Origin of the sequence: Micromonospora sp. WMMA2032, from assembly GCF_002688545.1 — a bacterium.
GTDB lineage: Bacteria > Actinomycetota > Actinomycetes > Mycobacteriales > Micromonosporaceae > Micromonospora > Micromonospora sediminicola.
In genome coordinates this window covers 999640-1022429 of sequence record NZ_CP024052.1, presented here as the reverse complement: position 1 = coordinate 1022429, position 22790 = coordinate 999640, and the positions used below count along the sequence as shown (strand labels likewise).

Genomic DNA, 22790 nt, shown 5'->3' with positions numbered 1-22790 from the left:
CCGCCGCGCTGGCTCTACAGCCTGTAGCGATAGGCTGCAACTGTCCGACGCCGCTTGGCACCGCGCACCCCTATCCCCCGAGGGCGCCGGTTACACCGGCCACCACGGTAGCCCCAAGCGCACCACCGAGGAACCAGAGGCTCCAGCGAACACAGGCATACTTGCGCCGGGCTACCACGCTGTTCGCCCACACCTGCCCGCCGAGCTCATGCCGTAGCCGACCGTCGTCGCCCATCAGGGCGGTGAACTCCTGGACGTAATCCTCCTGGTCCCCGGCAAATCGTCCGCCGACCTGGTCAAAGTGCAGTAGTGACGGCAGCTGCCCGCTAGCCGTGACCCGGGGTATCACGGCGGCGAGATCGAACCCTACGCTGAGGGCCAGGAATGTCGCTGCCAGGACGAGCGCGGCGGCCGGTACAGGATGGGCGCTGAGGAACCCGTCGGACTGGACGCGGACCGCGATGACGCCAATCAGCAGGCCGTTGAGGGTCAGTACCAGGCCCGCTTTAGCGTCCGCATATCGCACGATCTCGTGGACGTGGGTGAGCTGCTTCCAACAATCGTCGGTGGCCATGGGCCGACGCTAACCAGGCCCACATTGGTCACGGTAGGCCATCTGGCTGTCACGCCACGACCGTGCCGGGGCACCGTAGCCCAACAGATCCCTGTTGGGAGCCGCGCGCGATGTGACGCGCGGACACCGATCATCGTCGATCGAGGGCAAGCGGCGCGAGCGTGCGCCACGTAGGGTGGCCTTCGGACGTCTCCCCGTCACCGGAGTGCATCTTGAGCCTGAAGTACTACCTCTACCTGTCGCATCTCAAGATCGGGCTCCTGGCCGCGCAGGTCGCCTCCTCCGCGCAGCACGAGACCGAGCTTGCCGTGGACTTGAAGGTCGTCCGCTACAGCCGCAAGGCGGTGCTGCCCGAGCGCCATGACCTCGACAAGCTGGAGAAGGTCATCCGGCACCTGCAGGACGCCGACCAGATCGGCGCCGCGCACGAGGAGCGCCCCTACTTTCAGGCCTGCCTGGAGATGCGCTGGCAGGTCTTCCCGACCGCCGGCATCGTGGTCTTCGCGGGGACGCTCGACGACCAGGTCGTCGTCCTCGGCGGGTCGGCGTCGCACGTGGTCGGTGGCGGCGACGCCGAACCGGTGGGATCCGTCCCGCCGTACCTGTTCCGCAAGCTACGGGAACTGCGAGCCGACCCGGGCGAGTTCGACGACGAGCGTTTCCACGAGTCGTTGGCGGAGATCGGGGCCGCTCTGCCGGGGCCGGCGCAACGGGTCGAGTTCGTCGCGAAGCGGCTGGCCGAGAAGCCGGGCCCGAACGGCACGCTGCTGGGCAGCCCGATCTACGTGGCGCTCGTCGACTAGGGCCGCGGCGTGGACGCGGGGCAGGTCATCCGGTGGCGGCCGGGGGAGACCGTCCTCGACACGTTCCGCATCGAGGAGGTGGTCGAGACCGGCGGCACCGGTTTCGTCTACCGCGCGCATCATCTCGCCTGGGGCGTCGACCTGGCGGTGAAGACGCCGCGCCCCGACCTGGCCTCGGCGCCCGGCATCCTCGACCTGCTCGCGCAGGAGGCGCAGGCCTGGACCGATCTCGACCCGCACCCGAACGTGGTCGGCTGCAACTACGTGCAGCGCGTCGGCGCGTACCCGGTGATCTTCGCGGAGTGGGTCGCGGGCGGCGACCTGACCGCGGCGGTCCGGGAGGGGCGGTGCCGGGACCTGCCGCGGGCCCTCGACGTGGGGATCCAGATGCTGCGCGGCATCGGGCACGCCCACGCGGCGGGTCTGGTGCACCAGGACGTCAAGCCCTCGAACGTCATGTACGACGGCGAGACGGCGAGGGTCACCGACTTCGGCACGGCCAAGGCGAAGGCGTCGGTCTCCTCGCCCCCGCAGGGTGACGACGAGACCGGGTACGCGACGCTCGGCGGCTTCACCCCGCAGTACTGCTCCCCGGAACAGGTCGACCCCCAGGGCCGGATCGGCCGGGCCAGCGACATGTGGTCCTGGGCGTTGACGGTGATCGAGGTGCTGCACGGGCGGCGGCTCTGGCAGTGGGGCCACGAGGGTGCGGACGCGCTGGCGGCGCTGCGCGACGATCTCCCGCCGGCGCTGCGCGACCTCCTGGCGGGCTGCCTCGACCCCGATCCCCGGTCCCGCGTCGGCGACACCGCGCAGGCGGAGGCCGTCCTCCTGGAGGTGTACGCCGCCGGCGCCGGAAGCCCCTACCCGCGCCCCGACGGGGTCCCGCCGTCGCTGCGCGCCGACGGCCTGTCCAACAAGGCGTTGTCGCTGTGGGACCTCGGTGAACGGGACCGGGCGGTCGAGTTGTTCGAGCGGGCCAAGGCGATCGACCCGAACAACGTCCGCGCCGTCTACAACCACGGGCTGATCAGGTGGGGCAACGGCGTGATCACCGACGAGACCCTGCTGTCGGAGCTGCGCGCCACCGGCGACTCCTGGGAGGCGGACCACCTGGCCGCGATGGTGCACCTGGAACGCGGTGACGGTGTCTCCGCCGCGCGCCACCTGGCCGAGGCGGACCGCAAGCATCCGGGCTCGCCCGAGATCGCGGCCGCGCGCGAACGCTGCGCCCGGCTGGAGCCGAGGGGCACCCTCGAGGTGTTCGGGCGCACGCCCGGCACAGTCGTGGCGATGGCCTGCGACAACGACGCGACGCACGTGGTGGTGGCGGAGGAGTCGGGGTGGGTGCGGATCTGGGACGCCTTCACGGGCCGGGTCGTCGGGGAACTCGCCGACTCCGGTGTGCCACCCGTCGACGTCGCCATCGACCACGCCGGCTCCCGGGTCCTCGTCTGCTACCAGGATGCCGTGGTCGAGGCGTGGCGTCTCGCCGTCGGAGCCGCCGAGCTCGACGGCCGGTGGGAGGGCGGGACGGCCGTGGCACTCAGCCCGGAGGGCGGCTTCGCGGCCGTGGGCACGGCCGACGGTCGCGTCCTCGTCCTTCGCGTCGGCACCTGGGAGACAGTGGCCGACATCCGGCCCCACGAGGGCAGGGTCACCCGGGTGGTCCTCGGCCCGGACGCCGAGGTGTTCGTCTCCGCCTCGCTGGGGCGTGCCCACTCGGGCGTCGACCACCGGGTGGAGCAGTGGTGGCCGCTGCGCCGCACCCGGATGCGGGGCCTGGAGATACCCCCCGACGAGGTGGGGCCCGACGACCAGAAGGTGGCCGTGGCAGCGGACGGCTCCACCGTCCTGAGGTGCGGCTTCCGCACCCTGATGGCGGTGGACATGCGGGTCTGGGACGGGCCGCGACGGTGGGAGATCCCGTGGCTGATGGGCTACGACCTGCTCGGGGTCTCGGGCCGGGCGGGCTGGGCCCTGGTCGACCCCGGGACCGGCGACCTCCAGGTCCTCGAACTGGCCAACCGTCGCTGCGTCCGCACCTTCGGCAAGGACTGGGAGCGGGGTGCGCATCGCGACGCCACCGCGTTCAGCGGCGACTGCGGCTACGCCGTCGTCGCCGAGTCGGCGGGCTTTCCCCTCGACCAGACCGCGCTGTCCCGGCTGCCCATGCCGCTCAGCGGACATCTCGCCCCGTGGTCGTACGCCCCACCCCGCCCGGTCGGTGTCCTCGCCCACGAGGAGAGCGCGTTCGAGCAGGTCATGGACCGTATCGAAGCGCTGATCGAGTCCGGGGAGCGACGGCTGGCGGCCGATGCGATCCGCGAGGCCAGGGCGATTCCCGGCTACCACCGGCACCCTCGCCTGCGCCGTGCCTCCCGAGCCGCCGGCCGGGACCTGCGGCGCACCGCGCTGGCCGGCGTCTGGGTGCAGCAGGAGTTGACCGACATCATGCTCACCCGCGGCACCTACGACGTCAGCGAGGACGGGCGACTGTTCGCCTTCCCCGCCAACGTCGACGAGGTGGAGGTCTTCGACCTGGAGACACTCGAGCGGGTCGGGTCGGTGACCCAGCGCCGCAACCCCGCCATGACGCTGCGCTTCGCCAGGGGCGGGCGTGACCTGGTCATCGGCTACTCGGACGGCTCGGTCGCCTGCCACGACACCGCGACGTTCGAGCCGCGGTTCCGGGTCGCCGGCGCGTTGCCCCGCGATGAGGGTGAGACGACGCTCGACCTCTCCGGCGACCTGCTGACCGTCGGTTTCGGGTACGGCCTGGCGACGGTGTGGTCACTGGAGGCCGCGGCCTGCGTCGCGACGGTCCGCACCGGGCCCGGCACGATCGACGGAGTAACGGCCGACGCGGAGTCCCGCCTGATCGCCGTGCACCTGCGCACGGGCGACACGAACACGGTCGAGGTCCGGTCGATGGACACCGGACAGCCGGTGCAGACCTTTCCGCACGTCGACGCGCACACGGAGATCCGCTTCGCCGCCGGTGTGCTGCTGATGGCCGGGATGACCCGCCTGGCCGCGTGGCGACCGGGCGACCGGCGCCCGCGGTACGAGCTCCAGTGGGTCAAGCACAGTTCCTCGGCCACCCTGTCCTTCACCGGCGGCCGGCGCCTCGCCGCCATCGCCGGTCAGCAGGGCTTCGTCGTCTGGAACGCCGCGACCGGAGACCTGGTGTTCGACGGGCGGGCCGTCGACGATCCCGACCACCCTGTCTACGGGATCGACACCGTGGCGGTGTCCGGCGACGGAACGTTCGCCGTCGCGGGGGACCCGGGCGAGCAGACCGTCGACGTCTGGGACCTGCGATCGGGACGCCGGGTCCGCACGCTGCACGGTCACCTCGTCCGGGTGAACGCGGTACGCGTCGACGGCTCCTTCAGCACGGTCGTCACCGGCGACTTTCAGGGCAACGTCCGCATCTGGGGCCTCGACTGGGACTACGGGGAGTGATCGAGCATGTTCGAACGCCGCCGCCGGCACGACGAGTTGCGCGCGAGGTTCCTGGCCAATCGGGACCGGGTCCGGTGCTGGCAGGAGGCGTGGGAGATCCCCGAGGTGGTGTGGACCGACGAGTTCAGCGAGATCCCCTCACCCTGGATCGTGCTGGAGAAGGACCGGGAGAGCTGGCTCAGGATCCACGCGCCCGTCATGGACACCTACTACTGGATGTTCTTCGGGCGTCCGTTGACCCCGGGCGTCCGCGAGGTGCGGGCCCAGTGGCAGTTCGGGGCGGGGCACCGGTTCGCCGAACTCGACCTGACCATCGTGAGTGTGTGCGACCCCGCGTACCTGGCCGAGAAGCTGACCCTGGCGGTTCACCAGGCCCGGTTGAAGGGCTGGCGGGACGAGGACGCGCAGCCGGTCTACCAGTGGCTGGTCGAGGGCGTGGGCACCACACCCCTCGACAACGCCGTACGGGGCAACAAGCGGTCGGGATTCGTCCTGCTGACGTTCAACCGCTTTCCGACCTCCGAGGGGGACGTGGCCGTACGACTGACCGCGGTCGAGACCGACCGCGCGCTGGACGGCTCACCGCTCGACGCCGACGGCGTCTCCATCCCCGAGCGGTAGACACGGCGCACACCTCCTGCCCGAGCGGTACGACAGCCAAGATCGGCCGGGGGAGTCGCCGCCGACCGGCCGACCGCTAGGCTGGGCGCTTCCCGGCCTCGCCACCTGGAGTAACGCCCATGTCCGACAGCGTCTTCGCGCAGTTCACCGCCGACGACGACCAACTCGCCGTCGCGTTGCTCGTCCAGCCGGCGATCAACGCCGCCCTGGTGCACAACCGGGTGCCGCTGGTCCGGCACCTCACGCTGACCAACCGTGGCGCCGAGCCACTGACGGACGTGACGGTGACGCTGGATCTGCTCGGGCCCGACGGCGCGATGACCGAGCCGTGGACGCGTACCCTCGGCGGGCCGCTGCGCCCGGGGGCGAGCACCGGCTGGGACGACTTCCGGGACGTCACCCCCGACCGCGCGCTGCTCCACCGCACGGACGAGGCGTTCCCGGTCGACTACCGCCTGACCGTCGAGGCGAACGGCAGGCCGCTGAGCCTCAACGCCCCGTCGCGCGTGCTCGCGCACAACGAGTGGTTCAACAGCCCGGCCCTCTACGACAGCCTGGCCGCCTTCGTGCAGCCGAACACCCGGGCGGTGGAGGCGGTGCTGCGGTCGGCGGCGCGGCTCCTGCTGGCGCGTACCGGCTCCGGGTCGTTGCAGGGCTACCAGGACGGCGCGGAGCGGGCGGCGCTCATCGCCGGCGCGGTCTACGAGGCGCTGCGCGGGCTCGACATCCACTACCAGACGCTGCCGGCGTCGTTCGAGAACAGCGGTCAGAAGGTCCGGACGACGGCGGCGGTGCTGGACGGGCGGCTCGGCAACTGCCTCGACCTGTCGGTGACCTACGCCGCCTGCCTGGAGGCGGCCGGCCTGCACCCGCTCGTCTTCATCGCGACGGGACACGCGTTCGGCGGCTTCCTGCTGGAGGAGGAGCGGCTCAGCGCCGCCTCGGTGACCGAGACGAACCTGCTGATCTCGATGGTGGACTCCGGCCGTGCCGTGCCGGTCGAGCTGACCCGCATCGGGCCCGGCGCGCAGACCGCGACGTTCACCGAGGCGGTACGGGTCGGGCTCGGCCACTTCCGCGGTGAGGGGCACCGGTTGCAGGGCGTGGTCGACGTCCACCTGGCCCACCGCTCCGGCATCCGGCCGCTGCCGTCGACCGACGAGGTGGTCGCGCCGGTCGACGCCGCCCCGGCGACCGACCCGACCACCGAGGCGTCCCTGGACCTGCCGGCCGGGGTCGCCGCCGCCAAGCTGCGCCAGCTCGCCGACGACGGCGAGGAGGTGCCGCAGCCCTCCGACGGGTCGCCGGCGCGGATCCAGCAGTGGCGCAAGTCCCTGCTCGACCTGAGCCTGCGCAATCCGCTGCTCAACCTGCCCAAGCGGGGCCGTGGCCTGGACCTGCACGTGCCGGCCGGCGCCCTGGCCCTGCTCGACGACCTCATCCACGACGGCCGCCAGGTGCAGGTGATCCCGCAGGACGACATCAGCCACGTCCACGAGCTGGCCGGCGCGCGCCGGGCGCAGGACCTGGACGCCGACATCCTCACCCGGGAACTTCGCACCGACCGGCGGGTCTACGGCGCGGTCACCGAGGCGCGCTACAAGACCGCCATGCGGGCGATCCAGCGCGAGGCGCGCACCATGGAGCAGGAGACCGGCAGCAACTACCTCTACCTGACCATCGGCACGCTCGTGCACCCCCGGGCGACCGGGGGAGAGGCGTACGCCCCGTTGTTCCTGCTGCCGGTGCGCATCGAGGGCGGCACCGGCCGCCGCCCGTACGCGATGGTCATCGACGGCGCCGAGGTGGCCAGCCCGAACCACTGCCTCATCGAGTGGCTGCGGGTCAAGCACGGCGTGCGGATCCCGGAGCTGGAACAGCCGGTCCGCGACGAGCACGGGATCGACGTGGCCAAGACTCTCGCGGCGATCAACGCCGGGCTGGTCGACAACCGGCTGAACTACCGCATCGACGAGACCGCCAGCCTGCGGCTGCTGCAGTTCTCCACCTTCCAGATGTGGCGGGACCTCGGCGAGCACTGGCCCCGGTTCCTGGAGAACCCGGTCGTCCGGCACCTGGTCGAGTCCTCCGGGGCGACGTTCGACGACCCGGCGCGGCCGGAGGACCACGGTGCGGAAGCCGTCGACGAGGCGGAACTGCACCTGCCCATCCCCGCCGACGGCTCGCAGATGCAGGCCATCATGATGGCCGAGCGCGGCCAGTCCTTCGTGCTCGAAGGGCCGCCCGGCACCGGCAAGTCGCAGACCATCACCAACATGATCGCCCGAGCGGTCGCCGCCGGCCGGTCCGTGCTCTTCGTCGCCGAGAAGCAGGCGGCGTTGGAGGTGGTCAAGCGGCGGCTCCGGCAGGTCGGCCTCGGGCCGTTCGCGCTCGACCTGCACGGGCGCAAGCAGTCCCTCAACGCGATCCGCCAGCAGCTGCGCGACGCCCTGGACCAGTACGACGCGGGTGACGGCGGCACCTGGACCGCCGTCGAGACCGCCTACCGGACGCGGCTCGCGCCGCTGGCCGAGTACCCGGCGCAGGTCCACGCCGCCAACCCCGTCGGAATGTCGCTCTGGTCGGCGTACGAACAGGTGCTCGCGTACGGGGACGGGCCGGTCGCGCCGATCCCGGTGAGCTACCTGCACGCGCCCGACGAGACGCGGGCGCACGTGGAGCGGACGCTGCGGGAGTTCCCGGCCGCCGCCCGCTCCGCGCGGATCCGACCCGAACACCCCTGGTCGCTCAGCGGTTGCCGCACCCTCGACGGGCTGCACGGCGCGGCCCTCACCGAGATCGCCGCCGACCTGGAACGCGTCCGCGCCGACCTCGCCGCCCACCCCGAGCTGTCCACGCTGCTGCGGACGCTGCCCACCCCGGAGGCGGTCGGCGAGCTGCTGGCCGGCGCCTGGCTCGCCGTACGCGGGATGCTGCCGGACCGGGAGACCACCGCGCGGGCCGGCGACCGGCGCTGGGACGAGGCGGTGACCCGGTTCCAGGCCGAGGTGGCCGGTTTCCACCAGGGCTTCGCCGGCGAGCTGGCCACCTTCCGACCGGACGTGTACGCCCGCCCCGAGCTGGCCGCCTGGCACGCCGAGGCGCAGGAGGCGGCGAAGAAGGTCTTCGGCAAGCGCAAGCGGCGGCAGGCCGTCGTCGACCGGCTGGCGGTGCACCTGGTCGCCGGCGTGACGCTCGACGCCGAGCAGATCGAGGTGACCACCGGGCGGCTGGTCGCCGCGCAGGCGCAGGCCGCGGCGCTGCACCGGCAGGCGGGCGCGCTGGGTGGCCTGCACCTGCCCGGGTGGCTGCCCACCGACCCGGACGCGCCGCGGCGGCTCGCCGAGTCGGTCGAGGCGACCCGCGTCGGGCGGGCGCTGCTGGCCCGCCACCCGCAGGCGTGGGAGCTGTTCCGGCGCGGTGTCACCGACGTCGACGCCGCCCTGCTCGACCGGGTCGTCGCCCGCTGGCGGGCCTGGCGCGGGGTGCTGCGGTCCGGGGAGCCGGAACTGGCCCTCTGGGCCGCCGGCGCGCACTGGGTCGACGCCTGGCAGCGCGACGGCGCGACCTGGCTGCACGAGCTACGGACCGAGGAGCTCTTTCCGCTGCGCCGCTGGGCGACCGCGCTCGGCCACGCCGACGTGCTCGCCTCCGCCGGCCTCACCGACTACCGGGACGAGCTGCTGCGCGCCGAGGTGGCCGGGCAGTTCGCCGAGGAGGCGTACCGGCGGGGCGTCGCCACCGCCTCCCTCGCCGAGCGGGTGCGGGCCGGCGGCCTGCAGTACTTCGACCCGGAGCTGCACGACGACGAGATCGCCCAGTTCGAGACCGCCGCCGGCGAGCTGCGGTCGGCACTGCCCGAGCGCCTGCCGTCGGTGCTGGTCGCCCGCCGCCCCTTCAGCCCTACCGACCGGCGCGGACGCTTCGCCGACTTCGCCGCCGAGCTGCGCCGCAAGCGCGGCGGCCGGTCCTTCCGGGAGCTGTTCGAGCTGTACCCGGACGCCGTCCTGGCGCTGACGCCGTGCGTGCTGGTCAGCCCCGCATCGGCGGCGAACTTCCTGGCCCCGGGGAGCCGGCGGTTCGACCTGGTCGTCTTCGACGAGGCGTCGCAGATCCGGGTCGCCGAGGCGGTCGGCGCGATGGGACGCGGCCGCGCCGCGGTGATCGTCGGCGACTCCCGGCAGATGCCGCCGAGCAGCATCATGCAGGCCAGCCACACCGTCGACGAGGCCCCTGACGGCGATGCGCCGGTGCTGGAGGACCTGGAGAGCATCCTCAGCGAAGCCGTCGAGTGCGGGCTGCCGCAGCGGTGGCTGTCCTGGCACTACCGCAGCCACGACGAGTCGCTGATCGCGTTCTCCAACCGCTACTACTACGACAACAAGCTCTCCAGCCTCCCGTCACCCGGCGCCAGCAGATCCGCCGGCATCACCTGGCGACGGGTCGACGGCCGGTACGACCGCGGCGGGACCCGAACCAACGAGGTCGAGGCGCGGGCCGTCCTGGCCGACATCACCCGACGCCTGCACGACCCGGCCACCGCCGGGCAGTCGATCGGCGTGGTCACCTTCAACATCCAGCAGCGGGATCTCATCCTCAACCTGTTGGAGGACAGCGGCGACCCGATCGTGCGGGAACACCTCTCCGGCGCCGTCACCGAACCGATCTTCGTGAAGAACCTGGAGAACGTGCAGGGTGACGAGCGGGACGTCGTCCTGTTCTCGCTGGCCTTCTCCACCAACCCGGAGACCGGGCAGCTCCCGCTGAATTTCGGCCCGCTCAGCCAGGTCGGCGGCGAGCGGCGGCTCAACGTCGCGATCACCCGGGCCCGCCGGCAGGTCGTGCTCTACTCCTCGTTCGACCCGTCCGACATCGACCTGTCCCGCACCTCCGCCGTCGGCACCCAGCACCTGCGGGCATACTGCGAGATGGCGGCGGCCGGCCCCGACCGGCTGGGTGACCTGGCCACCGACCGGGCCGAGCGACGCAACCGCATCCGCGACGAGGTCGCCGACGCGCTGCGCGAACGCGGTCACGAGGTGCGCACCGCGCACGGCCTGTCCGACTTCACGGTGGACATCGCCGTACGCCGGCCCGGATCGCCGCGGTGGCAGGTGGCGGTCATGCTGGACGGCCCCGAGTGGAGCGCCCGCCCCACGGTGGCCGACCGGGACTCGGCACCGGCGCTGCTGCGGCAGATCATGGGCTGGTCGGCGGTGGTCCGGTTCTGGCTGCCGGCGTGGCTCCGCGACCGGGCGACGCTGCTCGACCGGGTCGACGAGGCCGTCTCCCGCGCCGACGAGCCCGAGCCCCTAGCGGCTCCCGACGAGGTCGAGGTGCCGGCGCCGCGCCTGCCCGCCGCGCCGGAGTCGGGCGTGGAGGAGAACGGCGAGCCGTCCGCGCCGGCGCCGGTGACGAGCCTCGTCACCGCACCGGGCCCCGCCGTCACGACCGCGTCGCCGGTGGCTGCCGGCACCGTCGAGGTCCGGCCCTTCGTCCCGTACGCCCCGACGCCGCTCGGCGACCAGGGCGACCTCGACCTGCTCACCAGCGACCAACGGGTACGCGGGCTGGTCCGCGAGGCGCTGCGGGAGATCATCGCGGTCGAGGGGCCGGTCGAACAGCACCGCCTCGCCCGCTTGGCGCTGGCCCGGTTCGGCTTCCTGCGTACCCGGGAGGACCGGCGGCTCGCCGTCCTCGCGCTCGTCGACGCCCGCCGGTGGTACGACCACCCGACGGTCGGACGCTACGCGTGGCCCGAGGGGACGGACCCGCGCAGCTGGCAGGCGTACCGGGTCACCCAGCTCAGCAACGACCGCGCGTTCGAGGAGGTGCCGCCCGAGGAGGTGGCGAACGCGTTCGTCCACGTCCTGCAGGGCGTGCCGAGCCTCGACGAGGAGCGGCTGCTGCGCGCCGGCCTGGAGCGCCTCGGCTACCGGCGGCGCACCGAGAAGATCGACCGCCTGCTGCGGTACGGCCTGCACGTGGCGGTGACCAGCGGCCGGGTCCGGTTCGACGAGGAGCGGCGCCTCACCCTGAGCTGACGCATCTTCGCCGTCGAACGGACGATGATCGCTTCGTCCAGCAGGTCGACGGCGGTGACTGTTCAGCGTCCACTTTCTGCAGATCAACGATCTGGCGCAAGGTCCACTTCGCTGATCGAATGGAGGCTCGGTCGGAACTGATGGTCGAAGGAGTTCACATAATGGCGACAGATGCCCTCGACGGACCGGTTACCGAGGAAGCCGTACCTGGGCAGCGAGTCCTCGCCCTGTTGGACAAGGCCATCGCCATCCAGAGCCCACTGGTGGCCAAGAACATCGCCCGGGCCCGCCAACGGAACCCCGAGGCCACGCCTGAACAGGTGATCCGAAACCTGGAACGGATGTACATCAGCGCACTGACCGGGACGGGTGCGGCGGTGGGCGGAGCGGCGGCCGCGCCCGGCGTCGGCACCGGCGTCGCCCTGGCGCTCTCGGCCGGCGAGGCTCTTTCCTCCCTCGAACTGAGCGCCCTCTTCGCGCTCTCGATCGCCGAAGTCCACGGAGTCCGCATCGACGAGATCGAGCGACGCCGCACGATCGTCATGGGAATCATGCTCGGCGGATCCGGCTCCGCCACCATCAGCAAGGTCGCCGAGCGCACCGGGCAGCACTGGGGACGCCAGATCGTCGCGAAGGTGCCCGGCGAGACGTTGAAGCAGATCAACAAGGTCCTGGGGAAGCACTTCGTCACCAAGTACGGGACCAAGCAGGGAATCATCGTTCTCGGCCGAGTGGCGCCGTTCGGTATCGGCGCGTTGATCGGTGGTGGCGCGAACGCCGCTCTCGCCACCCTGGCGGTACGCGCCGGTCGCCGCGCGTTCGGCCCGCCCCCGCCCACCTGGCCCATGACCGACGGGTAGCTCCTGCGTCGTCAGCCGCCATCCACTGGGTCCCGCCAGTGCATGGCTAACTGGCGAAGAGCATCCGTTGCGGGTGCTGTCCGAGGTCGGCAGCCTCGGCCTGTCGGATCTTGTCCGGGGTGAGAGCCACGCTGCTGAGCATCCGGCCGTCCTCGTCGGTGAACTCCACCTCGTACGCGAACTCGGGCCGGTGGAACACGTGCACGATGGTACCGACCGCCCCGGCGGGCAGGTTCTCCTCCGGAACGGCGGCCCTGAGTTCGACCGGGTCGTACAGCTCCACGGGTGTGCTCACTTCGGCGGGAACGAGATGGTGATGATCAGCGAAGGGCGGTCGCGCCGGCTTCCACTACGTCACCAGGCGATAGTTCGGGATGTCTCGACCGCGTTCCTCGTCGGGTGTGTCGATCGGCCGTGCCGCCACACCGGCGGGAACTGGCGCACGGGACACGTGGATGCCCTCGAGACAGGCGTCGCACCAGAACGAGACGTAGCCATATCCGGCAGCCGGGGGACCCGTGAACACCATACGTAGAGTGCGGTGGTCGCAGGTGGGGCAGGGTAGATCGGACGTCGCGGGTAGGGCGCGGTACACGACGTCATAGGCGGCGAGCCACTCGCCAAAGGCGGCCATGAAACCCATCTCCGGCCTGACCGGACCCTTTCGTGCTCCAGTGCGTGCGCTAGTCCTTCTCGCCTCAGCACCGATCTGGCCGGTGGTTCCGGGCCAACCCCCGCCGGGCATCCAGTGGAGCGAGCGGACTTCAGGCCTTCAGATGGGCCAGATAGCCTTGCCAGGAAGGGCGATCGACCGCATCGGGCGAGGTGCCCGGCGGAAACCAGGTGAGCCCCAGGTTGGGATCCCAGGCAGCAACCAGAGAGTCGAGACCTCCGACCAGCGTCGCTGGCCACAGTCGTGCGGCGGAGAGTTGCTCGAAGACCTTGCGGGCCTCGGTTAGTTGGATGTCGCGGTTCCTGCCAGTGTATCCGAAGTCCCACATGATCTCGTAGGCATTCAGGAGGGACTGTTCCTCAGGAACATCGGATGGATAGGCGAGGTAGTTGAGGGCGACCTCGCCGCCGACTTCCCGACTCGGATCGCATTGGGCGGGACGGCTGAGATAGATCGCATTTTCGGGCCCGACTGAGGTCTTCATGCCGACGGTTGAGGCGATCCGGTCAGCGACCCTGCCAAGAGAGTCCTGAGTATGGATGAATATGTGTTCCAACGTAGACATGTGAGCACCGTGATCATTCAGGAAGTGTGAGTATTCGATTGTCGCCCAGAACGATGCGAACCTGACCAGGCAGGGCGCTGCCGTGCTGGTGATGCTGCCCAAGCGCTCGGGCGAAGCCCCGCCGCGCATCCTCCTCACTCAGACCCACCGCGCGTCCGTCGATGACCAGGTCGCCGCCTCCGGTCTGAGCCACCTGCTTGCCTGCCGTCAAGATGTTACGGCGAACCGATTCGCTACTGGAGACTTCGAGCGTCTTGAACTCGGTGACGACCCCCGGATCACCCGGCCCGGACCGCACCATTGCGTCTGGATTCTTGAGCTTGTATACACTGTCGTTCCGCTCTCTGGGGTGGACCATGTCGCCCTCGTCGCCGAGGCGGTCGGCGATGGCGCGCTCCTTCTCCTCGAACAGGCCGCGGGGGTCGTCCACTCCCGGACGGAAGTCAACCCCGAGCGGCCCGTGTTGCTTGCCCGGGTCGAAATCGAGAGATCGAGGCCCAGAACCGCCCTCACGCGGGTCGGACGGGCCATTCCCCGAACCTTCCGGCGGGCGGCGGGGGATGAGCCGTCCGAGCGCCTCCTTCAGCTTCTCGATCAGGTCGCCGAGCCGTCGCACCTCCGGCATCAACCGCCACAGGCTGGCCAACAACCCCCGCACCAGCCGTGCGATCCGCGCTCCCCACGACGCCACCGTCGTGGTCACCTGCTCGACGACCAGCGGCGTCGCGAGCCCGGCCGTGGCGACCAGTTCGGTCGCGTACACGATCAGGCGGGAAACGCAGGCGGCGACGGCGTCGCGGACCAGCAGTCGCACGGCCGCGACCAGGCCGGCGGCGCCCTCGGTGATCGCGGCCATCGCCTCGGCGCCCTGCGCCAGCCCGGTGATCGCCTGTTGCTGCTCGCCGGCCCAGCGGCGGTAGCCGGTGGCGGCGGTACCGGTCCAACCGGCGACCTCGGTGCGGACGGCGTGCGCCAGCTCGGCGGCGTCCTCGCGCAACGACGCGGCGACGTTGCGCCAGGTCTGGGCGTGCGCGGTGATGGCGGCCGGGTCGCCGGCGAGCCAGTCCAGGGCCTCGCTGAGCGGCCGGACGTGCTCGATGAGCCAGGCGATGCCGTACTGCAGGAGCGCGCCGGCCGGGTCGGACACCAGAGCGAGCGCGTCCAGGCCGGCGCTGACCACGCCGAGGCCGCCGTCGATCCAGCTGCCGGTGCGGACGCCCTGGGCGATGAGTTCGATGTCCTCGCAGATCCACACGCCGGCCCAGGCGCTGGGGCCGGCGTCCGTCGCGGTGGCGACCAGCGGGTTGGTGGTCACTGCCGCTGCCGCACCCGGTCCAGCAGGTGGGCGGCGTGGGTGTCGGAGGCGCGGTAGCGCTCGGCGCCGGCGCGCACCTTGTCGGCGGTGTCGCGGACCGAGGCGGCGGCGGTGCCTATGCCGTCGGTCAGGGTGCGCTGGAGGCCGTCGAGCAGGAGCGGCATGATCGCGCAGAGCTGCCCGTACGCGTCGGCGCTCAACCGGACCTGCTGGCCGGCGCCGCGCGCGGCGTCGATGCGGTCGGCGCAGCGATGCAGGTGGCCGGCGTGGGCGGTCAGGTCGTCCGGGTCGACCTGGAGGCCCTCACCGCCCGGCATCCGGCGCGCCAGCGTCGGGGTCGAGCCGTCGCCGGTGGCTCTCGACGATCGCGCGTGCGGCCGGGTCGTCCTCGCCGAGGGCCTGCGTGGTCGCCTCGGTGAGGTGTCGCAGCAGGTCGGTGCGGGCCGCCCGGGCGGTGGCCAGGATCTGTCGGGCGGTGTGGGCGGCGGAGTGCTGCCGGGTGCGCTCGTCCAGCCGGAGGTCGGCCAGCGACCCGGACGGGTCGACGGTGACCTCGACCAGGCCGTCGGCGCTGCGGGCGGTGCCGGTCAGCGCCTGCGTGCGCGCGGACAGGTCACGGGCGCGGGTCGCCCGGTCGGCGAGGGACGACTCCCACTCGTCGAGCCGTCGTGCCGCCGCGTCCAGCGCGGCCTCGTCCGCCCACATGACAACCCTCCTCGGAGGACAGGGGTGACCGACACGGTAGCAACCCGTCGCGCTGCGTGTGGGCCCCGTGGCATCGCGGTGACAGGTGAACTCCCTTGTGGAGGGACATCCCGTCGCGCCGGCCGTTGCTAGGGTCTGGTTGACCGTGACGGGGAGGCAACGGCATGACACAGGACGCCACGGCCGACGAATACGCGGCGCGCGTCTCCGGCTACCGCGACGAGCTGTCGACCCTGCACGCCGGCGGGCATTCCGTCGGCGTCACCGCCGAGGCGCACGGCCGCGCCGCCGACGGTCAGGTCGAGGTGACGGCGGAGGACGGGCGGCTACGCTCCGTGGATCTGGCGGCGCCGTTGATGCGGCTGTCCGAGGACGAGTTGGGCCGCCTGGTCGAGCAGGCGGTGAACGACGCGCTGACCGCGTCCCGCAGCAGCCTGGCGAGCAGCGTTGCGGCACCCGATCTGCCCGCGCTGGCCGGCAGCCTCGGGGCCGTCCTCGCCGAGAGCGAGTTGGCGATGCGCCGTCTCCACAGCGCGATCGCCGAGGCCGTCGCCAAGGCCGGTCCGGCGACCGGGCTCGGCGGGGACCTTCCGGCGAACGGGTCGGCGGACCTCCTGCACCAGGTCATGGACGTGCTGGGCGCGGCAACCGGCGGGACGGCCGACGACGGCGGGGCCGAGCGGTGGAGCGGATCCGATGACGCCGGCAACGTGCGCGCGGAGGTCGACGGCACGGCTCGGCTGACGCGCCTGGAGGTCACCCGCCCGCTCCGCCAGCTGACCTCGGTGGAGCTCGGAGAGTCGTTGGTGCTCGCGGTCAACCGCGCGTTGGAGCAGATTCCCCAGGCCGCAGCGCCGGAGGGGATCGGCTCGGCCGCGCTCGACGCGCGGCTGCGCGAGCTTCAGGAGGCCAGCGTCCGCCAGATGTCCGCACTCACCGGCGCGCTGACCGGCGTGATGCAGACCATCCGGGAACCGGGACGATGACCGACGGAGGGGAGCGCTGATGGCCCGCGAGATCGATATCGATCCCGAATCGATCATCGGTGCGGGCGACGACATCGTCGCCTCGGCGCAGCGCATGCGTGCCGCGCTGTCCGCGTTCGACGCCGAGCTGGCGGCCTTCGGCACCCCGTGGGGCAACGACGACCTCGGCTCGCTCATCGGGATGGTGTACGAGACGATCCGCGACCTGGCGTTGGAGAGCTACGACGCGAACCTCGTCGAGATCGAGGACATCGGGAAGCTGAGCCGGGTGATGGGCCTCAACTACCAGGAGACCGAACGCATGATCACCGAGAGCCTCGGCCGCTTCCGTGAGGTGCTCGGCTGACATGGGGATGACCCTGCCCGGAGAACTGGTGTCCCTGCTCGGCATGCTCGGCTACACCTGGCCCGAGGCCGACGAGACGAAGCTGCTGGAGATGGGCCAGGCGTGGCTCGCCTTCCCGGACCGGCTCCGGACGCCGGTGGCCGACGCCGACCGGTCGGCGCAGCAGATGTGGACCCGGAACCGCGACGACGCCATCGAACGTTTCCAGACGAGCTGGCAGGCCGCCGACTCGGCGAAGACCAATCTGGACGACGGGGCCTCCGCGGCAGCGCTCATCGGAACGGGGCTCATGGTGTGCGCCGGGATCGTCCTCGCGTTGAAGATCAATGTGATCGTGCAGCTGACGCTCCTGGCCGTTCAGATCGCGCAGGCGGTCGCCACGGCGGCGGTCACGTTCGGGGCCTCTCTGCTGGAGATCCCGATCTTCAAACTCATCACCGGCGTCCTCATCGACCAGCTACTGAACATGGCCACCGAAGCGGTGCTCGGTGGGTAAGCGGGGAAAAGCCGGTCTCTTCACGCCGGTGGAGAAGTGGCTCCGGGCCCGGGTACGGCACCGCCGCTACGCGCACATCTTCCGCGGCCACGTGAACACCAACGCCACTCCGCCCCGGGGCACCGGCTTCCACCACCGGTTCATGGGGGAGAACCCGCCGGGTGCCCGGGTCCGCGTCGACGCCGACGGCCGCGAGATGATTCTCGAACGGCACGCCGACGGCACGTACCGCGCCCGCGTCGACGTGCAGGACGACGGCGGCGTCTGGCGCCAGAAGCGCGGTTCGAGCACCTTCTTCCCGGACAACTGGACACCGCAGCGGGTCGACGAGACGATCGAAGGCGCGTTCCGGTCCGGCGGCCCGCACCCGGACGACCCCAACAAGTGGCAGGGGAGGGCGAACGGGCTGCTCGTCGAGGGCTTCTACAATCCCGGTGGCACGACGTGGTACTCGGCTTGGCCGGTGGGGGGACGCTAGCTGTGGGTGACATCCAGTTCGGGCGCAATCAGAACGGCGCGCCCACCATGACCAGCGGTGACGCGCGTTTCCGCCCCTTCGCCTCCCAGCTCGTCAGCGACATCCAGACCTACGCCCCGGACTGCATCGAGCTGCTGCAGTGCATCGACGACGTGATGTCCGGGCGCTCGGACTACGAGGAGTACGAGGGCAACTCCGCCGTGGTGCGCTGCACGCCGACCGGTGTCAACGTGGACAGCCTCGGCCCGGTGCCGTCGGGAGCGTCGTACACGGTCGACGAGGCCCGCACCGTGATCCTCGCCTACTTCGACTTCCTCGCACCCTCGTCGGAGGAGAAGAAGCGTCACCTCGCGACCTGGGAGCGGGAGCACGGCGGTCCGTTCCCCGGGCGGCAGCTGCTGGGCCTGACCAGCTGACGCCGCTCAGCGGGCCAGCCGGACCAGCGCCGCCACCGTCCGGTCCACGTCCGCCTCCGTCGTGGTCGCGTTCGACACCGAGATCCGCATCAACCGCCGCCCCCGCCACGTCGTCCCGCCCACCCAGCACGTCCCGTCCGCCTGCGCGGCGGCCACCACCCGGTCGGTGCGCGCGTCGTCGCCGAACCCCACCAGCACCTGGTTGAGCACGACGTCGTTCACCACCTCGAACCCGGCCGCGGTCAACCCGTCGGCGAACCGCCGGGCCAGCGCGCAGCACCGCTCGACCAGCTCCGCGACGCCGTCGCGGCCCAGCTCCCGCAGCCCGGCCCAGACCGCGAAACCCCGGGCCCGCCGCGAGGACTCCGCGGTGAGGTCCGCGCCCGCCGGCACGCCGCCGGAACCCACGAGGTACGCGGCCGCGTACGACAGGGCCGCCGCGTGCACGTCGGGGCGGGCGCAGAACGCGAACGCGGTGTCGTACGGCAGGTTCAGCCACTTGTGGCCGTCGCAGGCCCACGAGTCGGCCGCCTCCAGCCCGTCGACCAGGTGCCGGGTGGTCGGTGCGGCAGCCGCCCACAGCCCGAACGCGCCGTCGACGTGGACCCAGCCGCCGTGCCGGTGCACCAGGTCGCACGCCCGGCGCAGCTCGTCGCACGCGCCGGTGTTCACGTTGCCGGCCTGTAGGCACACGACGGTCGGGCCGGGGCCGGCCTCGCGCAGCGCCGCCGCCAGCGCGTCCTGGTCGATGGCGCCCTGCGGGCCGGCGGGCACCTCCCCTACCGCGTCGGTGCCGAGGCCGAGCAGCCGCAGCGACCGGTCGACGGTGGCGTGCCGTTCGGCGCCGGCGAGCACCCGGACCGGCGGCGCGCCGGTCAGCCCGCGCCGTTCCACGTCCCAGCCGGCGTCGGCGAGCACCTGGTGCCGGGCGGCGGCGAGGCCGGCGGTGTTGGCCGCCTGCCCGCCGGTGACGAAGCCGACCGACGCGGTCGCCGGGATGCCGAGCAGGTCCTTGAGCCAGCCGCCGGCGGCCGTCTCGGCGGCGACGGCGGCCGGCGAGGTGACCGGGTTGAACGCGATCTGGTCCCAGCCGGCGGCGAGCATGTCGGCGGCGGTCGCGGCGGGCGAGGCGCCGCCGACCACGAAGCCGAAGTAGCGCGGCCCCGCGGTGGCGACCAGACCGGGCTCGGCGGCGGCGACCAGGTCGGCGAGCACCTGCTCGGGCGGGGTCGGCGCGGCCGGCAGCGCAACGGCGAACGCCCGGGTCAGCGCGGCCTGGTCGACCGGTGGTGCGACCGGTCGGTCCGGCAGCGACCGGCGGTAGTCGGCCGCGTGGTCGGCGGCCCGGCGGAACAGGTCCCTCAGCTCGTCCATCGCCGCACCCTAGCGCCGTTGCCGGAAGGCCGGGTGCCGCCGGCGCCGACGGGCGGTGGTGGCACTCGGAGTGAGTGCTGAGTGACGTCCGTGACCGCTGGCTCACCCGTCGACTCCTGCGATTGTGTGGACCGGACGGACCGTCGGTGGCTTTCCCGCCGACGAGGTGGCGCCCGGGAGGACCGATGAGCCTGCGGAGACTGCTGGACAGCACCCCCGCCCGCCTCGCCCGCCAGAGTTCCGACCTGCTTCAGCTCGTCGTCCTCGCCGGCACGGCGCTCGTGACGGTGTACGGCGTCGGGACCACGTGGCTCGTCGCGCTGCGCCTCCCACCGGCGACCCTCGCCGTCCTCGCGGCGCTTCTGTTCGCCGCCTCGGTGGCGACCTACTACGTGCGCTGCGTCTACCGCCCGCCGGACTTCCTGATCGAGGAACTGGACGGGTCGTTGGTCGTCACCCGGGTCAGGGGCGACGACGGTCGGGATCACCACCGCTACGCCTACACGCGGCGGCAACGGGTCCGGGCCACCCGGCAGATCCGTCTGGTGGGCGTCCGGTCCCACTGGAGTGGACAGAACCGGGTGGTCGAGGAGGCGACGTCGCTGTTCCCGGAGCACCGCCTGCTCGACGGCGCCGTGGCCGAGGAGGACGGGCGGGTCTACCGATGGTTGTACCTGCTCGGCCCGCTCGCCCGGGGTCGTCGGGTGAGCGTCGGGATCAGGCAGGTGTTCGAGGACGTGTACGCGCCCATGAAGCCCTACTACCGGGAGAGCTGCGAGGAGCGCCGGGTCCGGAAGCTGTCCGTGCGGGTGCAGTTCGACCGTCTGGACGCGCCCGCCGAGGCGTGGCAGGTGGTGTGGCGGAGAACCCGGTCGGGTTCCAGTCGCCAGGAGGTGGCCCGCACGCCCTGCGAGCCCCGCGGCGACTGCGTCACGGGAAAGGTCGTCTACGAGGTGACCCTGCGGCGACCGGATCCCGACTGCGCCTACGGCATCTGGTGGCGGTGGCCGGACGACCCGCCCCGGCGGCGCCCGGCCTCAGGCCCGGCCGGTGCGGCGACCCGGCGGACCGGGGTCGACGAAGTCACCCTGGCTCCTCCGACAGGGCGGCGGTGAGCCGGTCCAGGTGCGCGGCGACCGGCCCGACGGTGAGCATCCCGCTGCCGGCGCCGGCCAGCTCGCCCGCGGCCGGGGCGAGCGCGGCCCGGGCCCGCCGCATCACGTCCCGGTCGCCGAGCGTCACGGCGGCCCGGCCGGTGAGGCACCACATCGCCTCCAGCAGCAGGTCGCGAGGCGGTTCCGGGATCCGGCGCAGCGCGCCGGCCGCCTCGTCGCGCCGCCCGGCGGCGAGCAGCACCAGCGGGCGGGCCCACGGCGCGTACGGGCCCCAGTCGGTGTCGTCGGGGAAGTCGCCGGGCAGGTCGTGCCACACCCGCAGGCAGAGCAGCGCCAGCGGCAGCAGTCCCCGTTCCACGCCGGGCATTCCGCAGCCGGCCAGCGCGGTCGCCCACGACCGGTACACCGCCTCCGCCTCCGGGTACGCGGCGCCGGTGGCGGCGGTCCGCATGGCCCGGTAGCCGCCGGTGAACACGCCGACGAGCGGGCTCTCGTGCCGGGCGGCGAGCCGGTCCGCCGCGTCGGCGTGCGCGTCGGCGGTGGTGAAGTCGGCGAGCGCGCCGCGCGCCTGCACCCGGATCAGGTGGCCGAGGATCTCGACCGGGGCCAGGCCGTGCCGGGCGGCCAGCGTGACCAGTTCCGCGCCGATCGTGTCCCGCTCGGCGGCCAGCCCGGCGCGGTGGAACGTCTGCATGAACACGCCGTTGAGCGCCTGCGCCAGCAGCGCCGGGTCGGCCAGGCGCCGGGCGATCGCCTCCGCCTCCCGGGCCGCCGCGGGCGCGCGCGCCGACCCGCCACCCCGCGACTCGACCGCCACGGTGGCGAGCAGCCGGGCCCGGGTGGCCTCCGGCGCGTCCGGGGCCAGGCCGGCCAGCGCCCGCTCGGCCGCCGCGACCACCCGCGCCGCCTGCTCCGGGTCGTCCGACCGGGTCCAGATCGCGGGCACGTCGTACCCGCCGATCACCCGCGCGGTGAACTCCGGGTCGCCGAGATGCTCGGCCGCGGTGATGGCCGCCTCTCGCTGGTCCCGGGCCGCCTCCAGGCCGCCCGCCCCGGTCACCGCGAGGCTGCGCAGCAGGCCGACGGTGGACTCGATCCGGGCCCGCGCGCCGGGCACCACGCTGCGCTCGTACGCGGCGGCGGTCTCCGCCCAGACCCGCGCGGGCCCTGCCGGATCCGGGTCGACCTGGCGCAGCAGGTCGGTCTCCAACCGGCGCAGGCGCGGCCCCGGGTCGAGGCCGAGCTGCTCGCGCAGCAGCTCGCGGGCCCGGCGCAGCACGGCCAGCGCGTCGGCCTGCCGCCCGGCCCGGTAGAGGGCCAGCGCCAGCAGCCGCCAGCCGTCCTCCCGCCACGGGTGCTCGGCCACGTGCGCGTCGAGGTCCGGTACGGCGTCGGCGGCCCGGTCGAGCGTCAGCAGCGCCTCGGCGCGCCGTTCCACCGCGGTCAGCCGCACCTGGTCCAGCCGGAAACGTTCGGCGCGCGCCCACGGCCGGTCCACGTCGGCGTACCCGGGCCCGCGCCACCAGCTCAGCGCCTCGTCGAGGCGGTCGAGCGTGGCCCGGGGGAGCGCGTCGGCGGCGGCGTTCACCGTGTCCTCGAACCGCCAGGCGTCCACCGCGTCGGGGGCGGCACGCAGCGCGTACCCGGGTCCCTCGGTGACCAGCAGCCGGGCCGGCTCGCGGGGGGCCCGCCGCGGCTCCAGGCCCCGGCGCAGCGCGGCCACGAACGTGCGGACCGCGCCCACCGCGCCCGGTGGCGGGTCGTCCCACAGGTCGTCGACGAGCTGGTCGACCGGCACCACCCGGCCCCGGGCGACGACCAGCCGGGCCAGCACGGCGCGGTGCCGGGGACCCTTCAGGTCGACCGGTCCACCGGCGTCGTCCCAGGCCGTCACCGGCCCCAGCACACCGAAGCCGACCTGCACCGACGCCTCCTTCCCGACCCGGGTCAC

The 22790-nt window shown here is 72.7% G+C and carries 19 protein-coding genes; 11 read left to right on the top strand and 8 right to left on the bottom strand.

What is annotated here, in order from left to right:
* Nucleotides 1-70 precede the first annotated feature (70 nt).
* The gene (locus CO540_RS04775) at nt 71-574 is read right to left on the bottom strand and encodes a Pycsar system effector family protein (protein ID WP_099161069.1); all 504 of its coding nucleotides are present in this window, start codon (nt 572-574) and stop codon (nt 71-73) included.
* Between the two features lie 212 nt (nt 575-786).
* Between CO540_RS04775 and CO540_RS04770 the strand changes: the two genes are divergently transcribed.
* The 5 genes from CO540_RS04770 (at nt 787) to CO540_RS04750 (ending at nt 12370) form a co-directional block, all read left to right on the top strand.
* Nucleotides 787-1377, top strand: a complete 591-nt coding sequence (locus CO540_RS04770) for an SAVMC3_10250 family protein (protein WP_099161068.1) — start codon at nt 787-789, stop codon at nt 1375-1377.
* A 9-nt stretch (nt 1378-1386) separates the two neighbouring features.
* Nucleotides 1387-4845, top strand: coding sequence for a protein kinase (locus CO540_RS04765; protein ID WP_099161067.1), 3459 nt, complete (start codon nt 1387-1389; stop codon nt 4843-4845).
* A 6-nt stretch (nt 4846-4851) separates the two neighbouring features.
* Nucleotides 4852-5466 carry a hypothetical protein gene (locus CO540_RS04760; RefSeq protein ID WP_099161066.1) on the top strand — a complete coding sequence of 205 codons (615 nt, stop codon included), beginning with the start codon at nt 4852-4854 and terminating at the stop codon, nt 5464-5466.
* A gap of 119 nt (nt 5467-5585) precedes the next feature.
* Nucleotides 5586-11510 (top strand): DUF4011 domain-containing protein, encoded by a 5925-nt coding sequence (locus tag CO540_RS04755; protein ID WP_099161065.1) that lies wholly within the window; start codon nt 5586-5588, stop codon nt 11508-11510.
* 161 nt (nt 11511-11671) lie between these two features.
* Complete coding sequence (locus tag CO540_RS04750) at nt 11672-12370, top strand: hypothetical protein (RefSeq protein ID WP_099164593.1); 699 nt, start codon at nt 11672-11674, stop codon at nt 12368-12370.
* A gap of 46 nt (nt 12371-12416) precedes the next feature.
* Here CO540_RS04750 and CO540_RS04745 read toward each other — a convergent pair whose 3' ends face one another.
* The 5 genes from CO540_RS04745 to CO540_RS04720 form a co-directional block, all read right to left on the bottom strand.
* Nucleotides 12417-12665 carry a DUF4926 domain-containing protein gene (locus tag CO540_RS04745; protein ID WP_216642337.1) on the bottom strand — a complete coding sequence of 83 codons (249 nt, stop codon included), beginning with the start codon at nt 12663-12665 and terminating at the stop codon, nt 12417-12419.
* Between the two features lie 469 nt (nt 12666-13134).
* Nucleotides 13135-13608 carry a hypothetical protein gene (locus CO540_RS04735; RefSeq protein WP_099161063.1) on the bottom strand — a complete coding sequence of 158 codons (474 nt, stop codon included), beginning with the start codon at nt 13606-13608 and terminating at the stop codon, nt 13135-13137.
* 13 nt (nt 13609-13621) lie between these two features.
* The gene (locus tag CO540_RS30770; protein WP_253866462.1) at nt 13622-14923 is read right to left on the bottom strand and encodes a hypothetical protein; all 1302 of its coding nucleotides are present in this window, start codon (nt 14921-14923) and stop codon (nt 13622-13624) included.
* On the bottom strand, nt 14920-15240 hold the full coding sequence (locus tag CO540_RS04725; protein WP_099161062.1) for a type VII secretion target: 321 nt from the start codon (nt 15238-15240) through the stop codon (nt 14920-14922). Before CO540_RS04725 ends, CO540_RS30770 begins: the two co-directional genes overlap by 4 nt.
* Nucleotides 15227-15628, bottom strand: a complete 402-nt coding sequence (locus CO540_RS04720) for a YbaB/EbfC family nucleoid-associated protein (protein WP_099161061.1) — start codon at nt 15626-15628, stop codon at nt 15227-15229. The genes CO540_RS04725 and CO540_RS04720 overlap by 14 nt, the downstream gene beginning before the upstream one ends.
* Before the next feature lie 164 nt (nt 15629-15792).
* On the opposite strand from CO540_RS04720, the gene CO540_RS04715 reads away from it, so the two are divergent.
* From CO540_RS04715 to CO540_RS04695, 5 genes are read left to right on the top strand one after another with little or no spacing between them, the layout of a single operon-like run.
* Nucleotides 15793-16614, top strand: coding sequence for a hypothetical protein (locus CO540_RS04715; RefSeq protein ID WP_099161060.1), 822 nt, complete (start codon nt 15793-15795; stop codon nt 16612-16614).
* Nucleotides 16615-16633: 19 nt separating this feature from the next.
* Entirely contained in the window at nt 16634-16960 is a 327-nt protein-coding gene (locus CO540_RS04710; RefSeq protein ID WP_099161059.1) for a hypothetical protein, read from the top strand.
* A 1-nt stretch (nt 16961) separates the two neighbouring features.
* Complete coding sequence (locus tag CO540_RS04705) at nt 16962-17456, top strand: hypothetical protein (RefSeq protein ID WP_099161058.1); 495 nt, start codon at nt 16962-16964, stop codon at nt 17454-17456.
* Between the two features lie 28 nt (nt 17457-17484).
* Nucleotides 17485-17934, top strand: a complete 450-nt coding sequence (locus CO540_RS04700) for an EndoU domain-containing protein (RefSeq protein WP_157779051.1) — start codon at nt 17485-17487, stop codon at nt 17932-17934.
* A gap of 2 nt (nt 17935-17936) precedes the next feature.
* Entirely contained in the window at nt 17937-18350 is a 414-nt protein-coding gene (locus tag CO540_RS04695; RefSeq protein ID WP_099161056.1) for a hypothetical protein, read from the top strand.
* 6 nt (nt 18351-18356) lie between these two features.
* On the opposite strand, the gene CO540_RS04690 is transcribed toward CO540_RS04695, so the two are convergent.
* On the bottom strand, nt 18357-19724 hold the full coding sequence (locus CO540_RS04690) for a pyridoxal-dependent decarboxylase (protein WP_099161055.1): 1368 nt from the start codon (nt 19722-19724) through the stop codon (nt 18357-18359).
* Nucleotides 19725-19909: 185 nt separating this feature from the next.
* On the opposite strand from CO540_RS04690, the gene CO540_RS04685 reads away from it, so the two are divergent.
* Nucleotides 19910-20839 carry a hypothetical protein gene (locus tag CO540_RS04685; RefSeq protein WP_099161054.1) on the top strand — a complete coding sequence of 310 codons (930 nt, stop codon included), beginning with the start codon at nt 19910-19912 and terminating at the stop codon, nt 20837-20839.
* Here the strand turns inward: CO540_RS04685 and CO540_RS04680 are convergent.
* Nucleotides 20808-22763, bottom strand: coding sequence for a BTAD domain-containing putative transcriptional regulator (locus CO540_RS04680; RefSeq protein ID WP_099164591.1), 1956 nt, complete (start codon nt 22761-22763; stop codon nt 20808-20810). The genes CO540_RS04685 and CO540_RS04680 overlap by 32 nt on opposite strands.
* Between the last annotated feature and the right edge of the window lie 27 nt (nt 22764-22790).

Bases quoted from the DNA above. Each gene is read 5' to 3' on its own strand.
- CO540_RS04690 (WP_099161055.1), bottom strand. From the start codon at position 19,724: ATGGACGAGCTGAGGGACCTGTTCCGCCGGGCCGCCGACCACGCGGCC.
- CO540_RS04755 (WP_099161065.1), top strand. From the start codon at position 5,586: ATGTCCGACAGCGTCTTCGCGCAGTTCACCGCCGACGACGACCAACTC.
- CO540_RS04735 (WP_099161063.1), bottom strand. From the start codon at position 13,608: ATGTCTACGTTGGAACACATATTCATCCATACTCAGGACTCTCTTGGC.
- CO540_RS04715 (WP_099161060.1), top strand. From the start codon at position 15,793: ATGACACAGGACGCCACGGCCGACGAATACGCGGCGCGCGTCTCCGGC.
- CO540_RS04720 (WP_099161061.1), bottom strand. From the start codon at position 15,628: ATGTGGGCGGACGAGGCCGCGCTGGACGCGGCGGCACGACGGCTCGAC.
- CO540_RS04750 (WP_099164593.1), top strand. From the start codon at position 11,672: ATGGCGACAGATGCCCTCGACGGACCGGTTACCGAGGAAGCCGTACCT.
- CO540_RS04705 (WP_099161058.1), top strand. From the start codon at position 16,962: ATGGGGATGACCCTGCCCGGAGAACTGGTGTCCCTGCTCGGCATGCTC.
- CO540_RS04725 (WP_099161062.1), bottom strand. From the start codon at position 15,240: ATGCCGGGCGGTGAGGGCCTCCAGGTCGACCCGGACGACCTGACCGCC.
- CO540_RS04760 (WP_099161066.1), top strand. From the start codon at position 4,852: ATGTTCGAACGCCGCCGCCGGCACGACGAGTTGCGCGCGAGGTTCCTG.
- CO540_RS04710 (WP_099161059.1), top strand. From the start codon at position 16,634: ATGGCCCGCGAGATCGATATCGATCCCGAATCGATCATCGGTGCGGGC.
- CO540_RS04775 (WP_099161069.1), bottom strand. From the start codon at position 574: ATGGCCACCGACGATTGTTGGAAGCAGCTCACCCACGTCCACGAGATC.
- CO540_RS04685 (WP_099161054.1), top strand. From the start codon at position 19,910: ATGAGCCTGCGGAGACTGCTGGACAGCACCCCCGCCCGCCTCGCCCGC.